This window comes from Kribbella sp. NBC_01505 (genome assembly GCF_045040285.1).
Taxonomy (GTDB): Bacteria; Actinomycetota; Actinomycetes; order Propionibacteriales; family Kribbellaceae; genus Kribbella.
In genome coordinates, this window is record NZ_CP109425.1 from 8,737,881 (window position 1) to 8,758,781 (window position 20,901).

The 20,901-nt window shown below is 67.1% G+C and carries 20 protein-coding genes; 2 read left to right on the top strand and 18 right to left on the bottom strand.

Annotated features, from left to right (window positions below; all coding sequences use genetic code 11):
* Positions 1-623: 623 nt before the first annotated feature.
* A complete protein-coding gene (locus OG474_RS41075; protein WP_405059073.1) occupies positions 624-2,699 on the bottom strand; it encodes an ATP-binding protein in 2,076 nt (691 codons plus the stop codon).
* Between the two features lie 178 nt (positions 2,700-2,877).
* On the opposite strand from OG474_RS41075, the gene OG474_RS41080 reads away from it, so the two are divergent.
* Entirely contained in the window at positions 2,878-3,675 is a 798-nt protein-coding gene (locus OG474_RS41080; protein WP_405059074.1) for a BTAD domain-containing putative transcriptional regulator, read from the top strand.
* Here the strand turns inward: OG474_RS41080 and OG474_RS41085 are convergent.
* From OG474_RS41085 to OG474_RS41150, 14 genes are all read right to left on the bottom strand, one after another.
* On the bottom strand, positions 3,644-4,642 hold the full coding sequence (locus OG474_RS41085; protein ID WP_405059075.1) for a discoidin domain-containing protein: 999 nt from the start codon (positions 4,640-4,642) through the stop codon (positions 3,644-3,646). The genes OG474_RS41080 and OG474_RS41085 overlap by 32 nt on opposite strands.
* Positions 4,639-5,196, bottom strand: a complete 558-nt coding sequence (locus tag OG474_RS41090; protein ID WP_405059076.1) for a phage tail protein — start codon at positions 5,194-5,196, stop codon at positions 4,639-4,641. Before OG474_RS41090 ends, OG474_RS41085 begins: the two co-directional genes overlap by 4 nt.
* On the bottom strand, positions 5,193-7,142 hold the full coding sequence (locus tag OG474_RS41095; protein WP_405059077.1) for a putative baseplate assembly protein: 1,950 nt from the start codon (positions 7,140-7,142) through the stop codon (positions 5,193-5,195). Before OG474_RS41095 ends, OG474_RS41090 begins: the two co-directional genes overlap by 4 nt.
* Complete coding sequence (locus tag OG474_RS41100) at positions 7,139-7,552, bottom strand: GPW/gp25 family protein (protein WP_405059078.1); 414 nt, start codon at positions 7,550-7,552, stop codon at positions 7,139-7,141. The genes OG474_RS41095 and OG474_RS41100 overlap by 4 nt, the downstream gene beginning before the upstream one ends.
* 34 nt (positions 7,553-7,586) lie before the next feature.
* A complete protein-coding gene (locus OG474_RS41105) occupies positions 7,587-7,871 on the bottom strand; it encodes a PAAR domain-containing protein (protein WP_405059079.1) in 285 nt (94 codons plus the stop codon).
* Positions 7,871-9,679: a VgrG-related protein gene (locus tag OG474_RS41110; protein ID WP_405059080.1), complete on the bottom strand. Its 1,809-nt coding sequence runs from the start codon at positions 9,677-9,679 to the stop codon at positions 7,871-7,873. Before OG474_RS41110 ends, OG474_RS41105 begins: the two co-directional genes overlap by 1 nt.
* Entirely contained in the window at positions 9,679-10,410 is a 732-nt protein-coding gene (locus tag OG474_RS41115; RefSeq protein ID WP_405059081.1) for a peptidase M23, read from the bottom strand. Before OG474_RS41115 ends, OG474_RS41110 begins: the two co-directional genes overlap by 1 nt.
* 10 nt (positions 10,411-10,420) lie before the next feature.
* A complete protein-coding gene (locus OG474_RS41120; RefSeq protein ID WP_405059082.1) occupies positions 10,421-10,852 on the bottom strand; it encodes a phage tail protein in 432 nt (143 codons plus the stop codon).
* A gap of 4 nt (positions 10,853-10,856) precedes the next feature.
* Positions 10,857-11,180 carry a hypothetical protein gene (locus tag OG474_RS41125; RefSeq protein ID WP_405059083.1) on the bottom strand — a complete coding sequence of 108 codons (324 nt, stop codon included), beginning with the start codon at positions 11,178-11,180 and terminating at the stop codon, positions 10,857-10,859.
* 1,836 nt (positions 11,181-13,016) lie between these two features.
* A complete protein-coding gene (locus tag OG474_RS41130; RefSeq protein WP_405059084.1) occupies positions 13,017-13,175 on the bottom strand; it encodes a DUF6760 family protein in 159 nt (52 codons plus the stop codon).
* Positions 13,172-13,612: a hypothetical protein gene (locus OG474_RS41135; protein WP_405059085.1), complete on the bottom strand. Its 441-nt coding sequence runs from the start codon at positions 13,610-13,612 to the stop codon at positions 13,172-13,174. The genes OG474_RS41130 and OG474_RS41135 overlap by 4 nt, the downstream gene beginning before the upstream one ends.
* On the bottom strand, positions 13,612-14,064 hold the full coding sequence (locus OG474_RS41140; RefSeq protein ID WP_405059086.1) for a phage tail protein: 453 nt from the start codon (positions 14,062-14,064) through the stop codon (positions 13,612-13,614). The genes OG474_RS41135 and OG474_RS41140 overlap by 1 nt, the downstream gene beginning before the upstream one ends.
* 29 nt (positions 14,065-14,093) lie before the next feature.
* Positions 14,094-15,650, bottom strand: coding sequence for a phage tail sheath family protein (locus OG474_RS41145; protein ID WP_405059087.1), 1,557 nt, complete (start codon positions 15,648-15,650; stop codon positions 14,094-14,096).
* Between the two features lie 123 nt (positions 15,651-15,773).
* Positions 15,774-16,370 (bottom strand): DUF4255 domain-containing protein, encoded by a 597-nt coding sequence (locus tag OG474_RS41150; RefSeq protein ID WP_405059088.1) that lies wholly within the window; start codon positions 16,368-16,370, stop codon positions 15,774-15,776.
* A 396-nt stretch (positions 16,371-16,766) separates the two neighbouring features.
* Here OG474_RS41150 and OG474_RS41155 point away from each other — a divergent pair, with 396 nt between their 5' ends.
* On the top strand, positions 16,767-17,384 hold the full coding sequence (locus tag OG474_RS41155) for a hypothetical protein (RefSeq protein ID WP_405059089.1): 618 nt from the start codon (positions 16,767-16,769) through the stop codon (positions 17,382-17,384).
* Between the two features lie 12 nt (positions 17,385-17,396).
* Here OG474_RS41155 and OG474_RS41160 read toward each other — a convergent pair whose 3' ends face one another.
* The 3 genes from OG474_RS41160 to OG474_RS41170 are packed head-to-tail and all read right to left on the bottom strand — an operon-like array spanning position 17,397 to position 20,858.
* The gene (locus OG474_RS41160) at positions 17,397-19,424 is read right to left on the bottom strand and encodes a DUF4157 domain-containing protein (protein ID WP_405059090.1); all 2,028 of its coding nucleotides are present in this window, start codon (positions 19,422-19,424) and stop codon (positions 17,397-17,399) included.
* A 35-nt stretch (positions 19,425-19,459) separates the two neighbouring features.
* Positions 19,460-20,488, bottom strand: a complete 1,029-nt coding sequence (locus tag OG474_RS41165) for a phosphotransferase (RefSeq protein ID WP_405059091.1) — start codon at positions 20,486-20,488, stop codon at positions 19,460-19,462.
* Between the two features lie 58 nt (positions 20,489-20,546).
* Positions 20,547-20,858, bottom strand: coding sequence for a hypothetical protein (locus OG474_RS41170; RefSeq protein WP_405059092.1), 312 nt, complete (start codon positions 20,856-20,858; stop codon positions 20,547-20,549).
* Positions 20,859-20,901 lie beyond the last annotated feature (43 nt).

Sequence of the window (20,901 nt, forward strand, 5' to 3'; positions counted from 1 at the left end):
TCCAGCGGCACCGACTTCCTGCGCCGCTGCACCCCATCGTTGATGCTCGTCCAGCTCCAACAGGACCGACACCGCGTCTGCAGCGGAGCCCGCACCGGCATCGCTCGAACTCAACGCTGGGTCCTCGACACTCGTCTGCGGACCAGGCGCCGCGGAGTCCGTTGCGGCGCTGCTGTCCGGACCTGATGAAGTCACGGCAGACTCGACCGACGAGGTCGCTCCCGGACCGGTATTCCCTGGATCGGTCGACATCGCCGAACCGTCAGGCGGTGACCCCGACGGGGGATTGAGACCGGCAGGGGCGGTGACATCCCGTCCAGTCGCCGCAGCGGGGTCTGGGAACGACTCGGCGCCAGATTCGTTGCCGCTTGGTTGGCTGGCAGTCGGGGCCAGGTCCGGGTCCGGTCCGACGAAGTCGTCCCCGCCAGACATCCCGCCGTCGAGTTCACCATCCCACCGAGCATCCATGGCCGAGGTTACGGCGGCATTGCCCGCGGTGGACTGCAAGCTGCGCAACTGGCCGGCGGGTGCGGCGGTCCCCGACTGGACCTGCGACGCCGTGCCCGCCCTCTCCTTAGCACGTTCTGCTCTCTGCTTCGCCTGATCGAGCGCTGGTTCGGACATCAACCACGTACCAAGGCCGGGTCCGCGTGCACGTCGGCGGCGATGAACAGCCGTCCCAGCTTGCGGTACTCCCGCTCGACCGCTCGCTGTATGTCGCTCATGAGCACCGAACGTCGCGCATCAGCCGCCAGGTAGGCGGCAGAAAGCGTTACATTCCGGATGTCGCCACCGGACAATTCGAATGTGGCCGCACAGTATTCGAGATCGACGTCCGCTGCCAGGGGCGTGGCCGTGCCGAAACTGCGCCTCCACAGGCGCAGTCGTTGGTCGACATCGGGCAGGGGGAAGTCGACGATGACGTCGAGGCGGCGAGTGAATGCCTCGTCGAGATTCATCCGCAAGTTGGTCGCGAGGATTGCAAGGCCGTCGAAGGCTTCCATGCGTTGCAGGAGGTAGGCAACCTCCACGTTGGCGTAACGGTCGCGGGCATCGTTCACCTCGGACCGCTTGCCGAACAGAGCATCGGCCTCGTCGAACAAGAGGATCCCGTTAACACTCTGGGCCTGCTGGAAGATTCTTTCGAGGTTCTTCTCGGTCTCGCCGATGTACTTGTCAACCACGGTCGCGAGCTCGACCGCGTACAGCTCGAGTCCCAGCTCGCCGGCTACCGCTTCCGCCGCCATGGTCTTCCCGGTGCCGGGTGGTCCGGAGAACAACGCCGAAATTCCGTCGCCGCGGCGCCCGGTCTGCCGCAGGCCCCAGTTGTCGAGGACGGTCGAGCGTTGCCGCGCTCGGATCACCAGTTCGGCCACCAGGTCGCGTTCCTCGTCCGGCAGCACGAGCTCGGCCAAAGAAACCTCGGGCGTGATCCGGTAGGCAAGTTGCTCCAGTCCGGAGCTGTTCTGGCTCCGGGCGCCGTGTCTCACATCCTCAGATTCGACGAGCCGTCCGTCGAAGGACGCTCTGAGCCAGGCCCCGAGCGCTGCCCGCGCCACGCCATCAGGGCTTAGCGCGAACATGTCGGCCGCCAGGCCGGGATCGACATCGTCGGCACAACGACCAGCGAGCAACGTCCGCCACAAGTTGCGTCGGGTCTCCTCGACCAAAGGAGGCACATCGAGAACCAACGGGGTGTCGCGGGCCCACCGTGAATCCCAGGATCTGCTGCCCAGGAGAACAACTGGCCAGGGCAGCTCAGCGATCTTCCGCACGGCTGCAGGCGACTCAAGGCCGTCGATCGGACCTACGACAAGCCCGCGTGCCGACAGACGCGCTTCCAGCAGTGCTGCTGATGCGATCTCGTCGATCCCCGCCAGACTGCTCGACCGTCCGAGGTCAAGTACCAAGGCGGGAGAGCCTAGGGCCGCAAACGCGGCCCGCGCCCATCCACTTCCGGCGCTGAACTCCCCCCGCAGATAGCACAGCCGAGAGGTATTTCCGAGGATCTGCGCCAGCGACGAGGAATCACCGACGAGGTGGGGTAGCTCAGTGGACAGGAGATCCGCAACCGCCGCTTCGGGACGATCGTCTCCGAGCAGATGCCGGCAGACACGATCCGGCACTCTCATCTCCCGACTCAGGAACGGCCGGCCAGAGTCCTCCATGACGATCAGTCCCCCAGAGAGCAGCGCGCTGTCCGGGGCCAAGAGCCCGCGATCCTCAATCAGCGAGAGGCCGGCAAGCGGCAGGGCCAGTGAAGGAGTTGCCCGTCTGCGCCCGACATCGTCGTTCAGGTAGCCGAAGCATGGCTCCAGGCGCCGATCGAGCTCCGGCGCAAGGACGATCATCAGCAGGTCGCACTCACTCGCGGACAGTCCGAACGTCCGGCTCAGTCCCCGGATGCGGAGGGCCTCGCCAGCCGCCTCCAGCGTGTCTGCCTCTGCCTCGACTCGTGCCAACTGAGCGTCGAGTGACCGACCACTTTGCGCGAACGACGGTGGGTACGGCGACTGTTCCGAAACGTGCAGGACGTCCTCCCGTGTCAGATATAGGCCCCGCATCAGGTCGTCTCTGCGCGGGTCGTCCATCCGACGGTCAGAGACCCATTCCACGGCCCGGGCGGCGACGATCTCGATCCGGCGCAGCAAGTGGGTGGTCGACGCGTCACCGGCGGCCGATCTGGTGGACGCGGTCATGGGGACAGCATCGAGGTGGGAACCGTGTGCAGCGGAGGGGACATTGGACGGTGTCTGGGGCAACGGAGTTGCCCGGTTGGACGGGGTGAGCGGGAACCGTCAAGCGGCCGCTTGACGTAGTAGTCGGTGTTGGTGGATTTGATGAGCCGGCTTCGCCGGAGATTGGATCGACGGAACCATGACCGCCCCCCAGGTGACGTCTTCGGAGCTGGTGTTTCTCTTGCGTTCGAGTAGTGCGGTTCCACCGGTAGAGGTGCATTGCCTCGGCGAGTTCCGGATCGCGATGGCCGGTGCACCGGTCGAGTTGAGCGGGATCCGGCCGAAGGCGCGGGAGTTGTTGCGGTTGCTGGCCGCGCACGCCGGGAGACCTGTGCACGAAGAGATCCTGATGGAATCGCTCTGGCCGACGTTGCGGCCAGAGGCCGCGCGGCGGAGTCTGCAGGTCGCCGTTTCGACGGTACGCAAGCTGCTCGAGCCCGATGCGGGCCGTGGGCAATCACAGCTGGTCCGCCGGACAGGTTCGGCGTACGTCTTCGATGCCCCGGCTGGAAGCTACTGCGACACCAGGGTCTTTCGTGATGCCGCCACGCAACTCCGCCGCCGCTCCGACGGCCCGTTGCACGAGCGGCGAAGACTGATGCGTACGGCGCTCGACACATACGGCGGCGAGCTGTTGCCGGGCGACGGCCCGGCCGACTGGGTGCTCGACGAGCGGAGCTGGTTCACGGGTGAGGCCGCCCGGATCGCGATCGGCTTGGCCGAGCTCGAGCTGCGGGCCGGCGACGGTGTCGCAGCCGCGGCGGCCGCCGAACGGGCGGTCCACACCGACCCGTACCGGGATCAGGGGTGGCGGCTGCTGATCGCGGCGCACCAGTCACTGTCGGACGCAGCTGCCGAGACACAAGCCCGGCAGCGCTACGCCGACATCCTGGCCGATCTCGGCGTCAGCGCTCCGCGAAGAACTCGAGCTCGGTGATCGCGGTCACCACGGTGGGGCTCTTGCCCAGGCTTGAGACCACGGCGACCTGAACAGACTTGGCCGCCGGCACCTTGAGTTCGAGGCGCTGGAAGCCTGCCGCATCGACCAACGTGAACTTCCGTACGACGCTCCCCCCGCCGTCCGTGGCGACGATGACCTCGATCTCGGCCGGCCGGGTCGCGGCGACGAACACCGGGGTCTGCACGGAGACGCCCGGAGTGATGCCGACAGCAACCAGTTTGACCGGCTTCGCGAAGACACCACGGACCCACGGAACCGCCGGACCCTTGGCCTTGTCCGGCGCCCAGTACGTCGTGGTCGCGCCGTCGAAGGCGAAGCTCGCCGGATGTCCTTTGCGGGTGGAATTCGCCGAGGTCTGCTGCGGACGCACGACCTGCGGACCACTCAGGGAGTTCTGGACGGAGTGATAGCTGTTGACGACCACACTCCGGTACGGGCCCGCGAGGGCGCCGATCCCTGCGATCACACCACCGGCCAGGACCGCGCGGAAGACAGTTCGAAGCCTCCGCGTGACACGGCCGGGCGAGGACAGCCGGGCGCCGACGTCATAGCGGCGTTCGCGACCGAGCATCCGGCGCCACCAAGCCGGACGAGTGACGACGGTGGCCTCGGCGAGCGAATAGCCACAGCCTGCGCAGAAATGCCGATCCGGCTGGTTCGGCATCCCGCAGCCGCCACAGATCTGCGATCCGGTCGGCGCTTCGACCGGCGGCCGGATCCTTGGCGATCGGCGGGTCTTCGCCTCCTGCGGCTGCCGCGCGTCGCCCTGGATATCGGCGGGCCGTTCGGCCTTTGGCAAAGCGACGACCGGTGAATCGGGCTGGTCGACGGTCGGTGTGGCAACCGCGGTCTCCCCCTCCCATTCGAGGAAGACGCCGCAGCGGGTGCAGAACGCCGTACCGGCCTCCTCGTTGTGCTCGCCACATCGGGTACAGACGATCATCGGGTTCCTCCGCTGAGTTCGACCCGGGCCGGTAGATTGGCCGGCCGGAGTCCTTCGACGATCCGGGTCACCACGTCACCGAGATCAGGGCCTGGGGCAACGGTCTCCGGGACCTGGAGCCGCACGACCAGACGCGGCTCGGAACTGCCCGGCGGTTCGGCGCCCGGCTCCGCGGACCACGCCGTACCGCCGGACTCCTCGATCTCCGGCCGAATCCCGCAGGCCAGCTCGATGGTCCCGGCCAACCCGTCGGCCGTCCCGCGCTTGCGGTGCATGGTGATCGCACCGGTGACCAGATCCCGCTCGAAGTGATCCTCGAGATCCGGATCGTTGAACGCAGCCACCCAGGACGCCAGGACCGGCAGGAAGTCAGCAGGAGTCAGCGCCGGGTCCAGGTACGCCGGCAGGTTGTCCAGCGTGAGCACGATCGGCGCGAGTACCTCATCGAGCGCGGCCAGCAGACCGGCGGTCAGCCGGTCCTCGGCGTAGATCCCCGGCAGCAGATCGAGCATCGGATAGGGGCTCGCCAGTCCTTCGATCACTCTGCGACTCATTGGACCTGCACCTGGTGCTCGTAGGAGAACGGCAGCTCGGTCGGACCGAGTTCGAGCCGCTGCACAGGTTCGGCCTGCCGGGTTCCAAGCACCGGATCCGCGACGAACAGCCGGACGTCGTCGACAGATTCAACGCCCTCCAGCCGACCGAAACAGGCGTGCAGATCGGCCACCCGAACATCGGTCCCCAACGGCCAACCGGTCTCCCGCGATCCGCCGTACAGGGGGTCCAGGAAGCGATACACCGCCTCAGCCGCGGCCGCGCGCAACCGGCGGGCCGACACGTTGCGCTGCGCCGTCAACCGCGCCACGACAGTGATTCCGCGGAAGAACGGCGGCTCAACCAGCAACCGGGTCCCGAGGGTGCGACGTTCCTCCAGGAAGTCGGCCACTCGCGCCAGGACCTCGTCGGACGGCCGCAGCTGCACGAACTCTAGCTGTGCGTCCGGGTCATGAGTCAGCTTCGGTATGACGAGCAACCTCGCCAACCCGGCTTCGCCCTGCCCGACGCCAGCCGGAACACAATGCACCCGGGCCAGCTCCGGGGCTGCCTTCCGGGCAAGCAACTCGTAGTCCGCGGCGGTCACCGCGCGATCCCGCGTCCGGAACTCGAGCGGCCCGCGCACCATCGCGTCGGCCACCGATTCACCGTTGACACCGCCGACCGCGGGATCCCGGTTGCCGACGGTCGCAACGTGCGGGATCGAACTCTTCAGCACCTGCAGCGTTCTGGCCGCGACATTGCCGACGACCCCACCGCCGGTGTGGTAGCGGCTGATCCGCAGGGTGGCACCCTTCGGCGGCGTCGCGCCGTACTGCTGCAGGTTGCCGTCGGCCAGCCGGACCGCCGGGCCGAGCACTACCTGCCCACGATGCCGGTCGAGGACGAAATGCCGGTCAGCGGCGGTCGACTCGGTGAAGCTCTCGACCTGTGTCCAGGTTTGCCATCCGGAGCTGTCCGCGACCTCGAGAACCTCATCGGCATCAACCCGGACGACAGGCGGGCGATTCAGGTCGAGCACCTGGCCAGGACTGCCGTCGCTCTGGCCGAGCTCCTCGGACTCCACGAGCTCGGCATGTACGGCGGTCGTGCTACCACCGACTGTGGCCGCGTAGAGCCCTTCGATCCGCGGAGAGCGGCTGTAGAAGGTCTGCTGGGGTTCGGACTCGACGATGCTGCAGCGCAGCCAGGACGCCGCCTGCTGTGCGATGACCGAGCTCTGGTGGCCGGGCGGCACGTGAACGACGACATCGCCCGACCGGTTCAGGCCACCGGTCTGGTCGTGCTCGAGGACGCACGGGGTCCAACTGTCTCCCGTCCAGGCATCCCATCTGATCGGCGGATCGGTCGGATCGACGCCGATACCGCGGACCTGACAGTCGAACCGCAGCAGCACCGCACACGACGGCACGGGGTGGTCGAGACCGACGTAGAAGGCATCGCCCGACCGCGGCTCGGGTGCGAAACAGTCGAACGGGCGCTCGTCGAGCACCTCCATCGTGTGATCAGCCGGGGCTGCTCCGGCGGCCTGGGTCGCCGCAGCGGCCAGCTTCGCCGGCGGCACCTCCAGATCCTCGACCGTGCTGAACACGACCGGCCGGGTCGCGTCGTCCCGCACGGTCGCGACCTCGGTCCCAGCCCGGATCGCGACTGGGTCCGGCTGTGGCGTGGACAACCAGAACGTGACCCGCGTTCGCGCCGCGGTCGGTGCATAGAGCCGTACGCCGGCCAGATCGAGGAACCGCAGATAGTGCCGCTCCGGAACCCTGTTCAGCCGGTAGATCAGCTGATCGACCATCGTCGCGAAGGCCTCGATCAGCGTCACGCCCGGATCCGAGACGTTGTGATCCGTCCATTCCGGGCACCGGCGCTGCACGAAACGCTTGGCCTCGTCGACCAGATCCTGGAACTCGCGATCGTCCAGGTGTGGCGCCTGCAGGCTCATCTGTTCACCACCGGTGCGTGGTCCGGAATCACGTAGAACGGGAAGACCAGGTTGCGCGGATCGTTGGTACCGCGGATCGCGTACTGCAGGTCGACGTACAAGATGCCGCGACCGGCCTCGTGCAGCAGTACGTCGACCGCAAGCACCGTGATCCTGGGCTCCCACCGATCGAGGGCGGTCCGCACCTCGGCGGCGATCGCACCCGCCGTCGTCGCATCGGCCGGGGCGAAGACGTGGTCGTGGATCCCGCAACCGAACTCCGGGCGCATCCGTCGCTCGCCGGGCGCGGTGCCGAGGATCAGACGGATGCTCTCGGCGATCTCGCGCTCGTCACGAACCAGTGCGATCGAGCCGGTCGCATCCGTCCGGAGCGGGAACGCCCAACCGGCTCCCACGAATTCTTCCGCCACCGCGAACCTCCTTCTTCGTTACACGTCATCGAATTCAGCCGCCGATCAGTACGCTGACGGCGCCAGCCAGGATCGGTGCGCCGCACGCCGACAAGTCGCCGATCCGGGCGGCCGGCTGACCGCCGATCAGCACGGTCGGACAGCCTGGCGGTAGCACCGGGCTCGGCGGATGTGGGCCGCCCGGAGGCGGGAACATGCAGGTGTGCAGGGTCCCGACAGTCGCGGCAGGCCTGCCCTCGATCAGCACCGTGACGACCCCTGGGCCGGCCAGTAGCCCAGGATGTGCTGTCGGGTCGCCAACCCGCGCCGCTGGTGGCATCAGTTGATCCGGACCATCGGAGCCTGGATGCTGCACTGGCTTTGACCGGCCAGAGCGACGTTGGGCGCGCTGATCGTCGTCTCGGTCGTCCCGGATACGTCGACTTTGCTTCCCTTGACAACGACGTCCCCCGATCCGCCGTCCAACGTGAGACCGGCCTTGGCCCGCAGCTCGATCCGTTGCCCACCATCAACCGTCACACCACCGCTGCCGGCGTCGATCGAAACGCCGGAGCTCGCAGAGACCTGCACCCTGCCATCGCTGTGCAGGGTCAGCGTCGTCGCCGCGGCGTCGAGCGAGACGACCAACTTGTCACCGGCCGAGCGCATCCGGATCCCGGCCGGATCCTTACCGTCCAGGAACTCCAGCCGGTGCCCCGTGCGGCTGACGAACGCTCGCCGGGTCACTTCGCCCGTGCCACTGTCGATATCCGGCACCGCACCGGGCGTCGCCTTACGCGTCATGCTGTACAGGCCTCCGATCACGAACGGCCGCGACAGGTCGCCGTGCGCGAACCCGACCAGCACTTCGTCACCGGACTCCGGTACGACGACTGCCCCGCGATCGGGTCCCGCACCACTCTGCGCGACCCTCGCCCAAGGCGTGGTGAACGTGTCATCCAGCCAGGGCAGTCGCAACCGGACCCGCCCTAGCTGCTCCGGATCCCGGACGTCATCGACGACGGCCGTCGCCAAACCACCGTTGCTGCTAGCACCCATCGCGCCGGTCACCAACCCCAGCAGGGATCGCTGCTGCTTTCCGGACACGGTGATCTCGGTCGAATAGCCTGCATCGGCCCGGAAGACATGGCGGGCCCGGGTCAGCACGTAGCTACCGTCGAACGGCGTCCCTAGGTTGGCGATCGTGACCGCATGCCCTGCCTGAAGGGCCGCGTTGCCGCGGGCAACACCTTCCAGTTCGGCAAACGTGCCGGCCAGCCGATCGGCCAGGGCGGTCGCCGCTTGGTCGACACTCGATTGCAAGTGATGCGAGGGGTGCGGCGTCACCAAGGTTGGTGCGGAGAACTGTCGTGCCAAATCGGCAGGCTGTACGCCGATCCGCGCGCCCGCGGTCTCCGCCGGACGACGAGCCACCACCGCCCGCTGGGTCTGGTCGTCCCAACCACGCACCTCAACCTCAGGCACCTGACCACCAGCTGTCACCGAAACCCGGAGGCGACGCAGATCAGCGCCGAGTTCGAGGACATGCGAATGCGAACTGTCACCAGCACTCTGAGACGCCGCCTCGGTCGGCGCACAGAAACTCAGCTTGCCCTTCTCGACAATCACGTCGTACCCGACCTCGGCGGCCAGACCGCGGAGGAAGTCCCAGTCCGAGCAGTTCGCCTGGGTCACCGTCTCGTGCACGGTGGGAGTCGGGTCGATCCGGTCCACGGCAATACCGTTGCGACTGGCAACGGTTCGCGCGATGTCGGCGTACGTGACCTGACGATAGCCGGCGGTTCGCGTACCGCGCAGCAGCCGGTGGCCGGCGTCGAATCCGCGAATGACCGTGAAGGTGCCACTGCCGTCGATCTCGGCCTCGAGCGCGGTCACTTCGCCGGTCATCAACGGCACTGCCGTCCCGCTGTCGGCGGCCAGCGCGGTCACGACGATCGTGCTGCCGATCCGCACGCCGCAGCGGCTCAGGAGCAGCCGGTCCGGATCGCGGAAGCGGAGCAGGAACATGTCCGGCAGGTGCAGGTTGTCATCGACGAAGCCATCGGCCAGCAACTGCAGAGAGTCCTCCGGGAACGGCGCTCCGTCGACGCTCAGGCGCAGACCGCTGCTGATACTCGGTGCCGCCATCAGACCGCCTCCGCCGACCACATCGCGAGCTCGTCGGCGGACGGCAACAGCAGTGTCGTTCCGGGACGCATACGGAGCGGGTCGTCGATTTCGTTGACCTGGGCAAGCTTCCGCCACAACGCGGCATCGCCGTACTCGTGGTAGGCGACGGTGGCCAGCGACTCACCGGTCCGGACCGTCCGGACCCGGTGCGGACGTAGACCACCAGAGGTCGGATTCTGCTTGGCCGGTTCGGTCGGCATCTCCTTGAGCTTGACGGTGCACACCGCCCGCACCGGCGTCCCTTCGGGCGTGAACAGCGTGTACTTCGCCGAGACCTGCTGGATGTACGCCGGAAAGCTCGTCAGCGATCCCCAGTGGAAGACGACGAGTGGCGGAGTCGGTTTGTTCTTGCCCAGACTGCCCTCGGTCGGCACACAACAGTCCATCAGCCGCTGCACGATCTTCGCGACGTCGTCGGCCATCGTGGCGGTCGAGTCCAGGAACATCTCCAGGCTCAACTCCCCCGGCTCGGCTCCCTGGAACTCCGGCGGGCCGGCCTTCTTCGCACCACGCGCCGGCTCCGACTTCCAGCTCGCAGCCTTGGCGATCGTCAACTCGTTCGGATTGAACTGGAACTCGATCCGTCCGGTCTCGGCACCCACCTTGGCGCCCGCACCGGCAGCCGCCATCGCCTCGTGCACTGCCAGGTACGCCTTCGCCAGCGAACCGCCGAGCTGCGCTCTCGACATCTCTCCCCCCTCAGTTCGCGGCGAGAAAGCCGTGGTGGGCGATCTCGACGGTCTCGGTCAGTACGGCGTTGGTGTTCGGCGCGATCGACGGTCCGGTCCAGCGCACCGGGACGACGTCGAGCAGGCTCCACTTCGCCACCTCGGTTCCGTCGGTCGACATCGCGGTGATCTGACCGGTGCATCGACGGACGCCGGTCGCGAGGCCACCGATCCAGCGCGCTACCCGTTCGGTGTCGCGGGTCAGCGGGCGGGTGAGCTTGATCGTTGGGTACGTGACTCGCGACGGCAGTTGCCAGACCAGGCCGTTGTTCCCGCCCTCCTGCCGCTGCTCCATCACCACCTGGACTCCCAGCCCTTCGCAACTCGTGAACAAACCGAGTTCGACGTCGTCGATCTGCACGCGGAACCGAACGCCGAACGCCGGTACCTGCTCCACCGTCATCGCGTCACCACGGCCGGTCCATCAGCGTGCCCTCGCGCTCGCGATCCAGCCGCAGTTCCGCGCGCAACCGGCGTACCAGCGGCTCGTACAACTGCCGGGCCAACGCATCCAGCGCCGCCGCATCCAGGCCTGCACCCGGTACGGCGGCGGCTGCCGCTGCGCTTGCCATCGCCGGTACGGCGGCCGCCGGGCCGCTGATCTGGTCGGGCACGGACTGGACCGGTGCTGCCGATGCCGTCGTACTGGCGTCTGGCGCATCCGAAAGGGCCGAGGTCGACCGGCCGACTCCGGCCGGGACAACGGGCATCGCCGAGTCCGATTGAGCCATCCGGGGCACCTCCGTGGATTGTTCAGGGGAACTTGTGGCCGGCTTCCTCATGCGCTGCGGGACGATGGCGAGAGCCCTGGCTTCGATCGGGCGGATCTCCGGAAGCGGAGCGGGCGCTGTTTGCGGGAGCGCGCCGAATCCAACAGCCAGCGGGAGGCCGTCCGTCGCGGCCAAGGCCGCCCGGTGACCTGCGATGGCGGTCCGGGCGATCGGCGGGATGCCAACTGCGAGCGGCAAAGCCGATGAGCTCTCCGAAGGACCGCTGGGCTCGGCTGCCGGAGTACGGCGAGATCGGTAGCCGCTGAGGCTGATCACGTCCGCGGAGGCGGCTGATGCGTCAGCGGATGGTTCCGGTGATGGACTGTTTGTGGGTGTCGTGGTCGGCGGCAGATCTGGGGCGCTGCGGAATGGCAAGGCCTGTGGGGCTTCAAGGATGGGGGCCGGCCCGGATCCCGGTGGCTCAAAGCCCGGTGCTTCAGGGGCCGGGGCGTCGCGGACCGGAGCGTCGCGGACCGGGCGTCGATTGAGTGGCCGCTCCAGTGCCAGCGGCGGCTGCGCTACCGGCCAGGAGCCCGTTGGGCCGAATGGCTCGTCTGCACTGGGCCGACCGTTCTCCGGCTGGCTGGCGGCCTCGGCCTCGTCGGCGTCCGGGACAAGCTCGGGCTCGCGCGTGGTCCCGGACCGGCTCACCAGGTCGGGTGCAAGAGGGAGCTCGGCTCGGATCGCAAGGTCCAGCTGGTCCGGCGGCGGACCGATGGGGAGACCTAGGTCCGGCGACACTGATCCGCGGTCCGCACGGACCGCATCAAGCTGGGTCGGGATATCGAGCGGGCCCCTGGGATCGATCTGCGTCGAGAGCTCGGCCTGAGGCACGGACTCCCCGTCGCCCCTCGCCTCGCCAGCGACACTCGCGGCGGCGGGGGTGCCAGAGTCCGTCAGCTGGCCGAGGCCGGCAACCGCCGCAGTCGCGGCGCCCTCCGTGCCGACGGTGTCCGCGTCCAGCGAAGTACCGGCGACATCCGCGGTCGCAGCATCCGCACTGAGAGCGGCGTCGGTCTGAGAGGGATCGTCGGCGGCAGGCGCGAAAGTCGGTCGAAGCGTGGGAGCACTCGCTGACTCAGCCGCGGGAAGAGAAGTAGGAGCAGTCGCCGGAAGCGAGGAGAGAGCGGAGGCTGGCTCAGGCGCTGATCGAGTCGGCTCGGCCGACGGCGACGCGGCGCGGTCGGAGCTCAGCGGCTGCGGCGTCTGCCCGGTGCGCAGGGCAGCGAGCGAGGCCGCTCCGACGCCCGGGAAGGCCGGCAGATGTCCCATCCGGACAACGCGATCGCCGGCCGACGCCGCAGACGCCTCGGCGGTCGGAGCGGACGATTCTGCACCAGCAACGAGCGAGGTTGGATCAGCCCGCCGCCCGCCCAGGCGACGGCGAAGACGCTGACGCCAATTCGGTCGCGCGGCGCCAAGTGCACCTGCCTCACCAGCGGGTTCGTGACTTGCACCTGCCGCGCCCACTGCGTGCTCGTCGGACCACGTGACGGGTTGGGCACGCGACGTACGGGCAGCACGGGCCAGTGGCAGCCCACCGGACTCCGAGCGCTCTGCGGGTGCGCCGAGCAGATCGGAGCCCGCCAGCGAGGTCGGCATGTCCGGCGACACGATCGGACGCGGTCCGCTCATCAGGCCTGGGGACTTCCAGCTGCCGATCCAGTCGCCGGGGTCGCCGAGAGCACGGGGCATCGTGCCGACGGTCGACGGCAACGGCGGCACGCCCGACGGCCCCGGGTCACCGTCGACGACGGGAGCCGCGAGGCCACGCAGGTGAGCAGGTGAGACCGGCATTCAGACGCCTTCGGTCATGCGCTCGTTGATCCGCGCGATCTCGGTCACGTAGCGGCGGCGGAGCGGGTGTTCCAGGTCGAGGATGTCGTCGAAGGGCCAGTGGAAGTGATAGGCGACGTACGCGACCTCTTCGTGCAACCGGGCGGCCGCGTACGTCACGATTCCCCCAGGCGGCCACCGGCGACATCGACAGTGAAGCCGTGGCCGCACGACGGGCAGCTGACACCGGCGCGGGTGTGCCCCTCGGTGTTGATCCGGCGGTAGAGATCCTGCAGGTACGCGACATCGGCGGCGAACATGTTCTCCACGACCTGCGCGTCGATCCGCGCCACCGACCCGAGCCGGGTGATCACCCGCGCCAGCAGCACAACGGTCGTGAACGCCGCGTTGTCCTGGACCCGAGCGTCGTACAACGGCAGGAGTTCGTCGCGCGCTGTCGCCAGCCGCATGCTCCCTTCCCGGTGCATGACGCCGTCCGCATCCAAGAAGCCGCGCGGAAGCACGAAGTCGAACTCCGTGCGCAGCGCCGGTGCCGCTGTCTCACCAGGCACCGGCTGCTCGGCCTCACCGACCGGCCGGGCGACAGTGCGGCGCATCAGGCGTACTCCATCTCGTCCCAGCACACGGTGAACTTCTCGGTCAGCGGATCGGTCGAGCCGGCCTTCAACGACGAGCCGATCTCGATGTCCTTGATCCAGACACCGCGGAAGTTCATCCTCTTCAGCTGCTGACCGTCCGAGGTGTAGACGCAGACCTCGGCAGTCTTCCGGGCGCCCTTCAGGTCGCCTTGCATGACGGACTTCAGCCAGTCGGTGACCGTGGTGGACTCGGTCAGGCCGCGGGTCACGGTGAACTGTCCCGGCTTCGGGCGACCCATCACCTGACGGGCGACGTACTTCCCGTCCTGGGTCTGCTCCTGGTAGGTCACCATGTCGACCTCGGTCTTCAGACCGGTGACCTCGGTGACGTACGGGATCTGTACGCCGTCGATGGCGACACTGAACGCATACGCGGTGGCCATGTCCATGGCGTCCGCAAGGGGTGGCATGGTGTGTCAGTACCTTTCCGCTCGGGTGATCACTCGTTGACGAGGCTGGTGCCGCCGGAGATCTGCGACAGCTGGAAGACCACGAACTCGGCCGGCTTGACCGGCGCGATCCCCACCTGGCAGGTGACCTGGCCCGCATCGATCGCCTCGGCCGGGTTGGTCTCCCGGTCGCATTTCACGTAGAACGCCTCGTCCGGGGTGAGCCCGAACAGCGCGCCCTTGCGCCACTCGTTGACGAGGAACGCATTGATGGTTCGGCGGATCCGGGCCCACAGCGCGTCGTCGTTCGGCTCGAAGACAACCCACTGCGTGCCTTGCAGCACGGATTCCTCGAGGTAGTTGAACAACCGGCGGACGTTCACGTACCGCCACGCCGGGTCCGACGACAACGTGCGCGCACCCCAGATCCGGATCCCGCGGCCGGGGAATGCGCGGATGCAGTTGACGCCGACCGGGTTCAGCAGATCGTGCTCGGCCTTGGTGATCGTCGTCTCAAGATCGATCGCACCCCGCAGTACCTCGTTGGCCGGGGCCTTGTGGACACCGCGCTCCTGGTCGGTCCGGGCCCAGACACCGGCGACATGCCCGGACGGCGGCACCTGCAGATTCCGCCCGGTCGCGGGATCGTGCACCTTCGCCCAGGGCCAGTACAAGGTCGCGTACTTCGAGTCGTACCCGGTGGTCTCCATCCGCCAGCTCTTGATCTGCTGGGCGTTCAGCCCCGGCGGCGGGTCGAGGATCGCCATCCGATCACCCATCAACTCGCAATGGTTGATCACCGCGGTCTGCACCGCCTGCACGGTCTCGAGGTCGATCGCGCCTTGCTGGTAAGCACTCATCAGGTCCGGTACCGCGACCATCGTGATGTCATCGATCGCCTCCAGCCCGGAGAACCCGGTGCGCTGTGCGGCGTCGCCGACGTAGTCCTCCGCCCCGACCGTGCCGGCCTGCGCAGGTGACGAGGGAGCCGGAACCTCAAGCTCCTTGACACCCTTCTCGATCTTGGCCAGAGCCTGGGAGCTTGTCTGCTGCTCCTCCAGCCGGATCAGCTTCGACTTCGCGTTCACGACAGTCGCGACATTGATCGGTCCGGCCCCGTCGAAGACCACCGGGTCGAACTCCTCGGCAGGCTTCCCCGCAGACTCGACGATCAGCTTCACCGCACCTTCGGGGGCCTCCGCCGCCGTACTGTCAGCAATCTGCACAGACAGCTCACCGGCTGCCGCACCGCGGCCGATCGCCGTGACCCGGTAGCTGCCGAGTGTGGTCTCGGCCGGCGCGCTGACCTGCTTGCTGCGCTGGCCGACGCTCTTGTTGTCACCGCCGCTCCCGATCCGGACGACGTAGCAGGCCGAGCCTCCGTTGGTCATATACCCGTAGACCGCATGTGCCAGGTACGAGCCTTCGACGAAATCGCCGAAGACCTGCGTGAACTGGGTCCAGTTGGTGACCAGGGTCGGGGTGTTGACGGGTCCCTTGGCGGCGAATCCGACGAAGGCGGCGGTCGACGTCCCCACTCCCTCGATGGGCCGCGAGCCCGCCTCCACCTCCTCGACGTAGACACCGGGCGACAGGTACGTCGGCATGATTCTCCTTCGGCTTCGCTACTGAGCCGTGCCAGCTTGCCGATCCGATGCCGTGGGCAACCATGGCCGACCGGCCGCAGCACCGGGAATGTCCGGTGCACCATGGTGCTGCCCGAATGTCCCCTACCGGACCGATGCGTGACCGTTGCCGACGGCATCCTCACCGAGGAATCCGGTGTCGACCTGGATCGGACCGGTCACCAAGGTGTCGACAGGCTCCGGTACGCCGGTCTCGTACGCGGTACTGAGCACGACATCGATCGAGGCCCGCATCTCGCCACCAAGGGCTGACCAGACATCGGCGAACGAGCGATCCTCACCAGGAGGTAGACCAACTGTCAGGCTGACCGGGGGCCCGTCGGGAAGCAGGTCCGCTGGGAGTACGTCGTATCGCAGGAGTGTCCGCAACGCGGTCGACAGCAACCGGTGTTCATCCTCGGGTCGCTGCGTCCAAGCGGTAATCAGATAAGAGAATCTGAAGACTCGCGGCAGCGGTCGCCGCGACGTAGGCCGCCCGCGTTCGTCGAACGCGGCCTGCATGCCGGCGCCACGACGGCGCATGTCCTCGCGGATGTCGTAGAGGAACACATTCATCGTCGGTCCGGAGCGATGCGCGGCCCACTCCTTCGTCGGCGGATCCAGGGTCACCGACACCTGCGAACTGCCGAGAACATCACGAGTGAGTAGCCCACTCAGGGCCGCGTCGATCTCCGGAATCATCTCCGCAGGATGGTCGGCGTCGGCTCCGATCTCGCCGTCCGATCGGGCAACCGGGGATGAACCACCACCGCCCTTTCGGGCATCTGCCCTGCTGCGTCCGCCACCCGGCCCGGAATCGGTGGGACCGGGTGGCGGACGCCCATCGGATCAGCTCACAGCCGTGGTGGGGGGAGAAAATCACGGCGGGCACGATCCATGGTCTCCGTCGTACAGCGCCAGACGCACCCACACGAAGGAGTTGTCATGAATACGGCCGCCAATCTCTGAACGGATCACCCAACTCCGAAGTCGGCCTCGGGATCCGGGTTTCTGTGCGCTTCCGTAGTCACTCCCATGAATCAAATTGCTTCGAAGGGCCGCGCTGCGGCAGGTAGCTCCAACAGGAATGTTGGGGACATGAGATTGGTGGTTGTCGCCGGCGTGATCACGTTGGTCGGGGGCGCACTTGCACAGCTGGTGTCGTCCATCGTTTGGCCAGTACTGCCCGGACAGCCGACGGATGCCACCTTGGAGACGATGAGACAGCACCTTCCAGCCGCCAGGCTGGGGCTCTGGGTCGATCTGGGCATTCTGCTTCTGATCCCTGCAGGGCTCTTTGTCGGAAAGGCGCTCGGCTCGCAGACTCGCACCGCCGTTGCTGTCGGTACTGGACTGCTGTTCCTGGGATGCCTGCTACAGGTACCACCGCTGGCCGGCGATGTGGTCCTCGTCCAGGCGGCCGAGGCGAACGACATTGCTGCTGTCGACGGCTTCTTTGGATCCGCACCGATGACCATCAGCCTGTTTGGCGGTCTCCTGCTGCAGTTGGCCGGCCTCGTTGTCCTGGGCATCCAGGTGATTCGGCGGCGGGTGGCCTCGGTGTGGATCGGTGCCCTGCTCATAGCCTGGCCCATTCTGCAGTTCCTCGGTACGGCGACGGCCGTCAAGCCGCTCGTCACCGGAGCGTACGTCCTTCAACTCCTCGCCTACGCCGGATGCGCGGGGTCCCTGGCAACCCGCCGAACCCAGCCCTGACCGGATCGCGACTCAGCTGAGCGGTTTCGTCCAGATCGCGGTGTTCAAGGCGTTCTCGGCTGAGGCCCGGTGTGCTTCGACGATCGACCACAAGGGATGTCCTGGGTTCGGCGCCGCTATCAGGCGATCCAGGTCGGCGAAGATCTGCTGTAGCAGGGAATCCGCGGCAGCGCCGTCCGGAGCTTCTGCCACAGCCTTCAACCGTGCGGTGACCATCCGGTCAGCAGCAACCGACAACGCGTGCGCCAACTCGAACTTCGCGGTCTTCAACGCACCCGCGGCATCGTCGTCATGCCCCGGCTGATCCTTCGCGAGCAGACCATGTGCCTTGAAGTCGCCTTTCTCCTCTTGCTTCTTGTTGGTCGACTCATCCATGAACTCGGCGAGCTGCCGCAGCGCAAAGACGCCAGAACGGCTGCCGACGACGCTCAACGCGCCACCGAGGGCCGCACCTTCCACAGCACCCTGGACGCCTCTCAGAACACCTGCTCGGCTGCCTCGTTCATATCCACGGACAGCACCCGCGAACACATTGCCCGGCAGAGACGCAGCAATGAACGGGACAGCCGCGTCCGACCGGACTCGGTCAGTGAAGTCATCCTCGTGACGCACCGGATCCTCGTCCCCGACATGAACCTCCGACGGCGCGACGTCGTTGACTCTGCGCTGCGTCATCCGATCGATCAGCGGCATCTCCGCATCGATCTCGTCAGCCATGGCTCGGACCTTGTGCGCCAGAGCATGGGTCTTGTCGTCGTCGCCGAAGGTCGCTGTTGTCAGGCCCTCCAGCTGGAACTCGGGATCACCGATCGCGATCTCGACGAAGTTCGAGTGGGACCAGAAGTCCTCCAGCGCATGCGAGGCGCGACCTATCAGGTCATAGACCCGTGGATCGAGTGCCGCACCGCCGCCCGGAGCTGCCGGAGTGGCGGCCCGGGCCTCAAGAGAGGTCTCGGCGGCGATCGCTGTGGTCGGCAAGCCGCCGGACATGACCTCGGCCGGGTCTGCTCCGAGCATCCTTCGCATCATCGCCGAGTTGTTGGCAACGGCAGCCGATTGACCACCGAGATCGGGATGGGAAAGGGCCGATGCCTCGAACAGCATCTCCTTGATGTACTCACGAGTGACGTAGATGTGATCGGGCAGTCCGCTGTGGTTCTGCTTGCCCACCACCAAGCTGAGTCGCGGGATCTCAGCCTTACCGGGGTTGTCCATGTGCTCATAGAACTGGTAACCGCCGTACGAATGCGCGTCGAAGTATCCGAAGGGATTGGCCAGCGCCCCGTCGAGAACGCTCTGGCACGCACCCTGAAATGCCGAGATTTCGCCGGCGGTCAGGCGCTGTTCGTAGGCTGCAAGCTTGACCGACTTCCACGTGAGGATCACCGCACCTAGTTGCGGCGGGACCTGGGAGAGGTCGCGCTCCCAGTTCGCTGCGTAGATCCGTCCTATCTCATCCGGGGTGAAGCCTGAATGGTCTAGCCCCTGGACGACCGACGTTCGGTGGTAGCGCGGGTCGAAGAGCTGGACGGCGGCACTGCGCGGTGACGGCAGCGGAGCCAGTGCGGTCTGCTGATCGGCCGACTGCTCATGCGCAACCCGTTCCGCGTCGGCTTCGAACTGTCTACCGTGCCGCACATCGGAACCGGTCGCCTGTTGTACGACGTGGGCGTACTCGTGCGCGAGCACGTGACGGCCGTGCTCGCTTTCCGGTGAGACGCCTGGGGCGAGGTGGACGTCATTGCCAACAGTCAGGCCGTCGACGCCGACGCGCGCCGGTAGGTCGCTACCGACGTGGACATCCGCGCCGGACAGATCGAACCCCGTAACCGCCTGGACCTGTTCGCGTGCCCTGAGCGCGCTGGCCACGGCTGCGTTGCCGAACCGCCCGCCGAGTTCACGCACAGCGTCCTCAGGGGAGCCTGTATCAAGCCCGGCCAGCTCTTGATCGGCATCCGCAAACTGGCGCCGGCTCAGGCGGGTCTTCTCGTCCGAACTCAGCTCGGCCTCGTCCGACCGTTGGGTTCTGCGCCAAGGCATCAATTGACCTCCTCTTCCGCGAACGAACCGTTCGATTACGCAGTCAGGCTGGCGGTCCCGAGCCCGACCAGGTACCGGGTCAGGGCGATCCGGCCGATGACGAACTGTGTCAGCTCGGGCGTGACCGGCTCGGTGAGTCGGTCGACTGGGAGGGACAGGAACGCGCTCCGGATCACCAGTGCTCCGTCCATCCCGGCCCGTACGTCGTCCGCGGTGATATCGGAGCGTCCTTCGGCGACCAGGCCCGCGTGGTACCGGCCGATCACCAGCTCGCGCAGGTTGGCGACCCCGGCCACATCGAGTTCCCCCGAGTGCGCCCGGCCGATCAGTAGCTGGCCGAGATCATCCCCGGCCGCGACCAGGCCGCTCGGGGTCCAGTCGATCCCGACAAAGGTGTCAGGAGAATCGACCAAGAGATTCTGCGGGCAAGCGTCGCCGTGACCCATCAGCTGCGGGCGCTGGATCAGATCGTCAAGTAGTGCTGGGATCTTGGCAATGAGCGTCAGCAGATCCTCGTGGAGATCGGTGGTGCCGGCGAGCAACGGGTGCGCCCACGCCGTCGGATCGAGGACGGCCGGAATCGCGACTCCCTTGACGAAACCCTCATACATCAGCGGGGTCATGCGTCCCGGCGTACGGAAGGCGGTCGCCGGGAGGACGTCGTCGCGGGTGATCCGGGCCGCCAACCGGCCAAGGAGTTCAGCAGCGTGGCCGTAGCGATCGGCGTCCCAGGGAAAGTCGACGATCTGTACGTCCTCAACCACGAGCAGAAGATGGTCGTCGTCGAGCATCTCGACGCTGTGCAGCTCCGGCAGCCGCAAGCCACGCGGCAGCGAGCTGCGGAGGTCACTGAGGTGGGCGTCGGCCTCGTAGCGCCACAGGTCGGTTTCCAAGGCCATCCGACGGAACCCCTCAGCGATGAACTCGATCATCGGCCACCGCCGGTACGAGTTGATGACCTTCACGAAGTGCGACTCCGTCGAGGTCCGGTACCGATACAGGCCCGCGGTCGTCGGCGAGTTGGCGTCGTACTCGACATCGCTGAGATGCCCAGGCCCGAACATGTCCCTGAGCCTCGCGAATACCCGCAAATCGATCATCCTCAGCCCCTCGTCCCAGCCATCAGTCCCAATCCGCCCAGGCGATCCATCGTTGCGGTCGCAGCGACAGCATCGCCGCAGCCGCCGCTGAGGCTTCGTCCCAATCAGAGGCGAAATCGGTCCGCGAATAGCGCTGATCCAGCGCGACCAGATCCGCCGTCAGCGGAGGCTGGCGCAGCACTACCGATCCCGACACGCTGACGAAGGAACGGACCGGACCTTCGGTGACCTCAACGCACAACGTCGCCTGCTTGGTCTGCATCACATTGCGGGTCTTCACCGCGTCAATGCCCACGAGAACCCGGATCTCATCCTCGACGTAGCGGAAGTGCACCGGAACCGAATGAATCCAGCCCCAGCGCTGAGAGACGAGAAGA

Bases quoted from the DNA above. Each gene is read 5' to 3' on its own strand.
- OG474_RS41075 (WP_405059073.1), bottom strand. From the start codon at position 2,699: ATGACCGCGTCCACCAGATCGGCCGCCGGTGACGCGTCGACCACCCAC.
- OG474_RS41080 (WP_405059074.1), top strand. From the start codon at position 2,878: ATGACCGCCCCCCAGGTGACGTCTTCGGAGCTGGTGTTTCTCTTGCGT.
- OG474_RS41085 (WP_405059075.1), bottom strand. From the start codon at position 4,642: ATGATCGTCTGTACCCGATGTGGCGAGCACAACGAGGAGGCCGGTACG.
- OG474_RS41090 (WP_405059076.1), bottom strand. From the start codon at position 5,196: ATGAGTCGCAGAGTGATCGAAGGACTGGCGAGCCCCTATCCGATGCTC.
- OG474_RS41095 (WP_405059077.1), bottom strand. From the start codon at position 7,142: ATGAGCCTGCAGGCGCCACACCTGGACGATCGCGAGTTCCAGGATCTG.
- OG474_RS41105 (WP_405059079.1), bottom strand. From the start codon at position 7,871: ATGCCACCAGCGGCGCGGGTTGGCGACCCGACAGCACATCCTGGGCTA.
- OG474_RS41110 (WP_405059080.1), bottom strand. From the start codon at position 9,679: ATGGCGGCACCGAGTATCAGCAGCGGTCTGCGCCTGAGCGTCGACGGA.
- OG474_RS41115 (WP_405059081.1), bottom strand. From the start codon at position 10,410: ATGTCGAGAGCGCAGCTCGGCGGTTCGCTGGCGAAGGCGTACCTGGCA.
- OG474_RS41120 (WP_405059082.1), bottom strand. From the start codon at position 10,852: ATGACGGTGGAGCAGGTACCGGCGTTCGGCGTTCGGTTCCGCGTGCAG.
- OG474_RS41125 (WP_405059083.1), bottom strand. From the start codon at position 11,180: ATGGCTCAATCGGACTCGGCGATGCCCGTTGTCCCGGCCGGAGTCGGC.
- OG474_RS41135 (WP_405059085.1), bottom strand. From the start codon at position 13,612: ATGCGCCGCACTGTCGCCCGGCCGGTCGGTGAGGCCGAGCAGCCGGTG.
- OG474_RS41140 (WP_405059086.1), bottom strand. From the start codon at position 14,064: ATGCCACCCCTTGCGGACGCCATGGACATGGCCACCGCGTATGCGTTC.
- OG474_RS41145 (WP_405059087.1), bottom strand. From the start codon at position 15,650: ATGCCGACGTACCTGTCGCCCGGTGTCTACGTCGAGGAGGTGGAGGCG.
- OG474_RS41150 (WP_405059088.1), bottom strand. From the start codon at position 16,370: ATGATTCCGGAGATCGACGCGGCCCTGAGTGGGCTACTCACTCGTGAT.
- OG474_RS41155 (WP_405059089.1), top strand. From the start codon at position 16,767: ATGAGATTGGTGGTTGTCGCCGGCGTGATCACGTTGGTCGGGGGCGCA.
- OG474_RS41160 (WP_405059090.1), bottom strand. From the start codon at position 19,424: ATGCCTTGGCGCAGAACCCAACGGTCGGACGAGGCCGAGCTGAGTTCG.
- OG474_RS41165 (WP_405059091.1), bottom strand. From the start codon at position 20,488: ATGTTCGGGCCTGGGCATCTCAGCGATGTCGAGTACGACGCCAACTCG.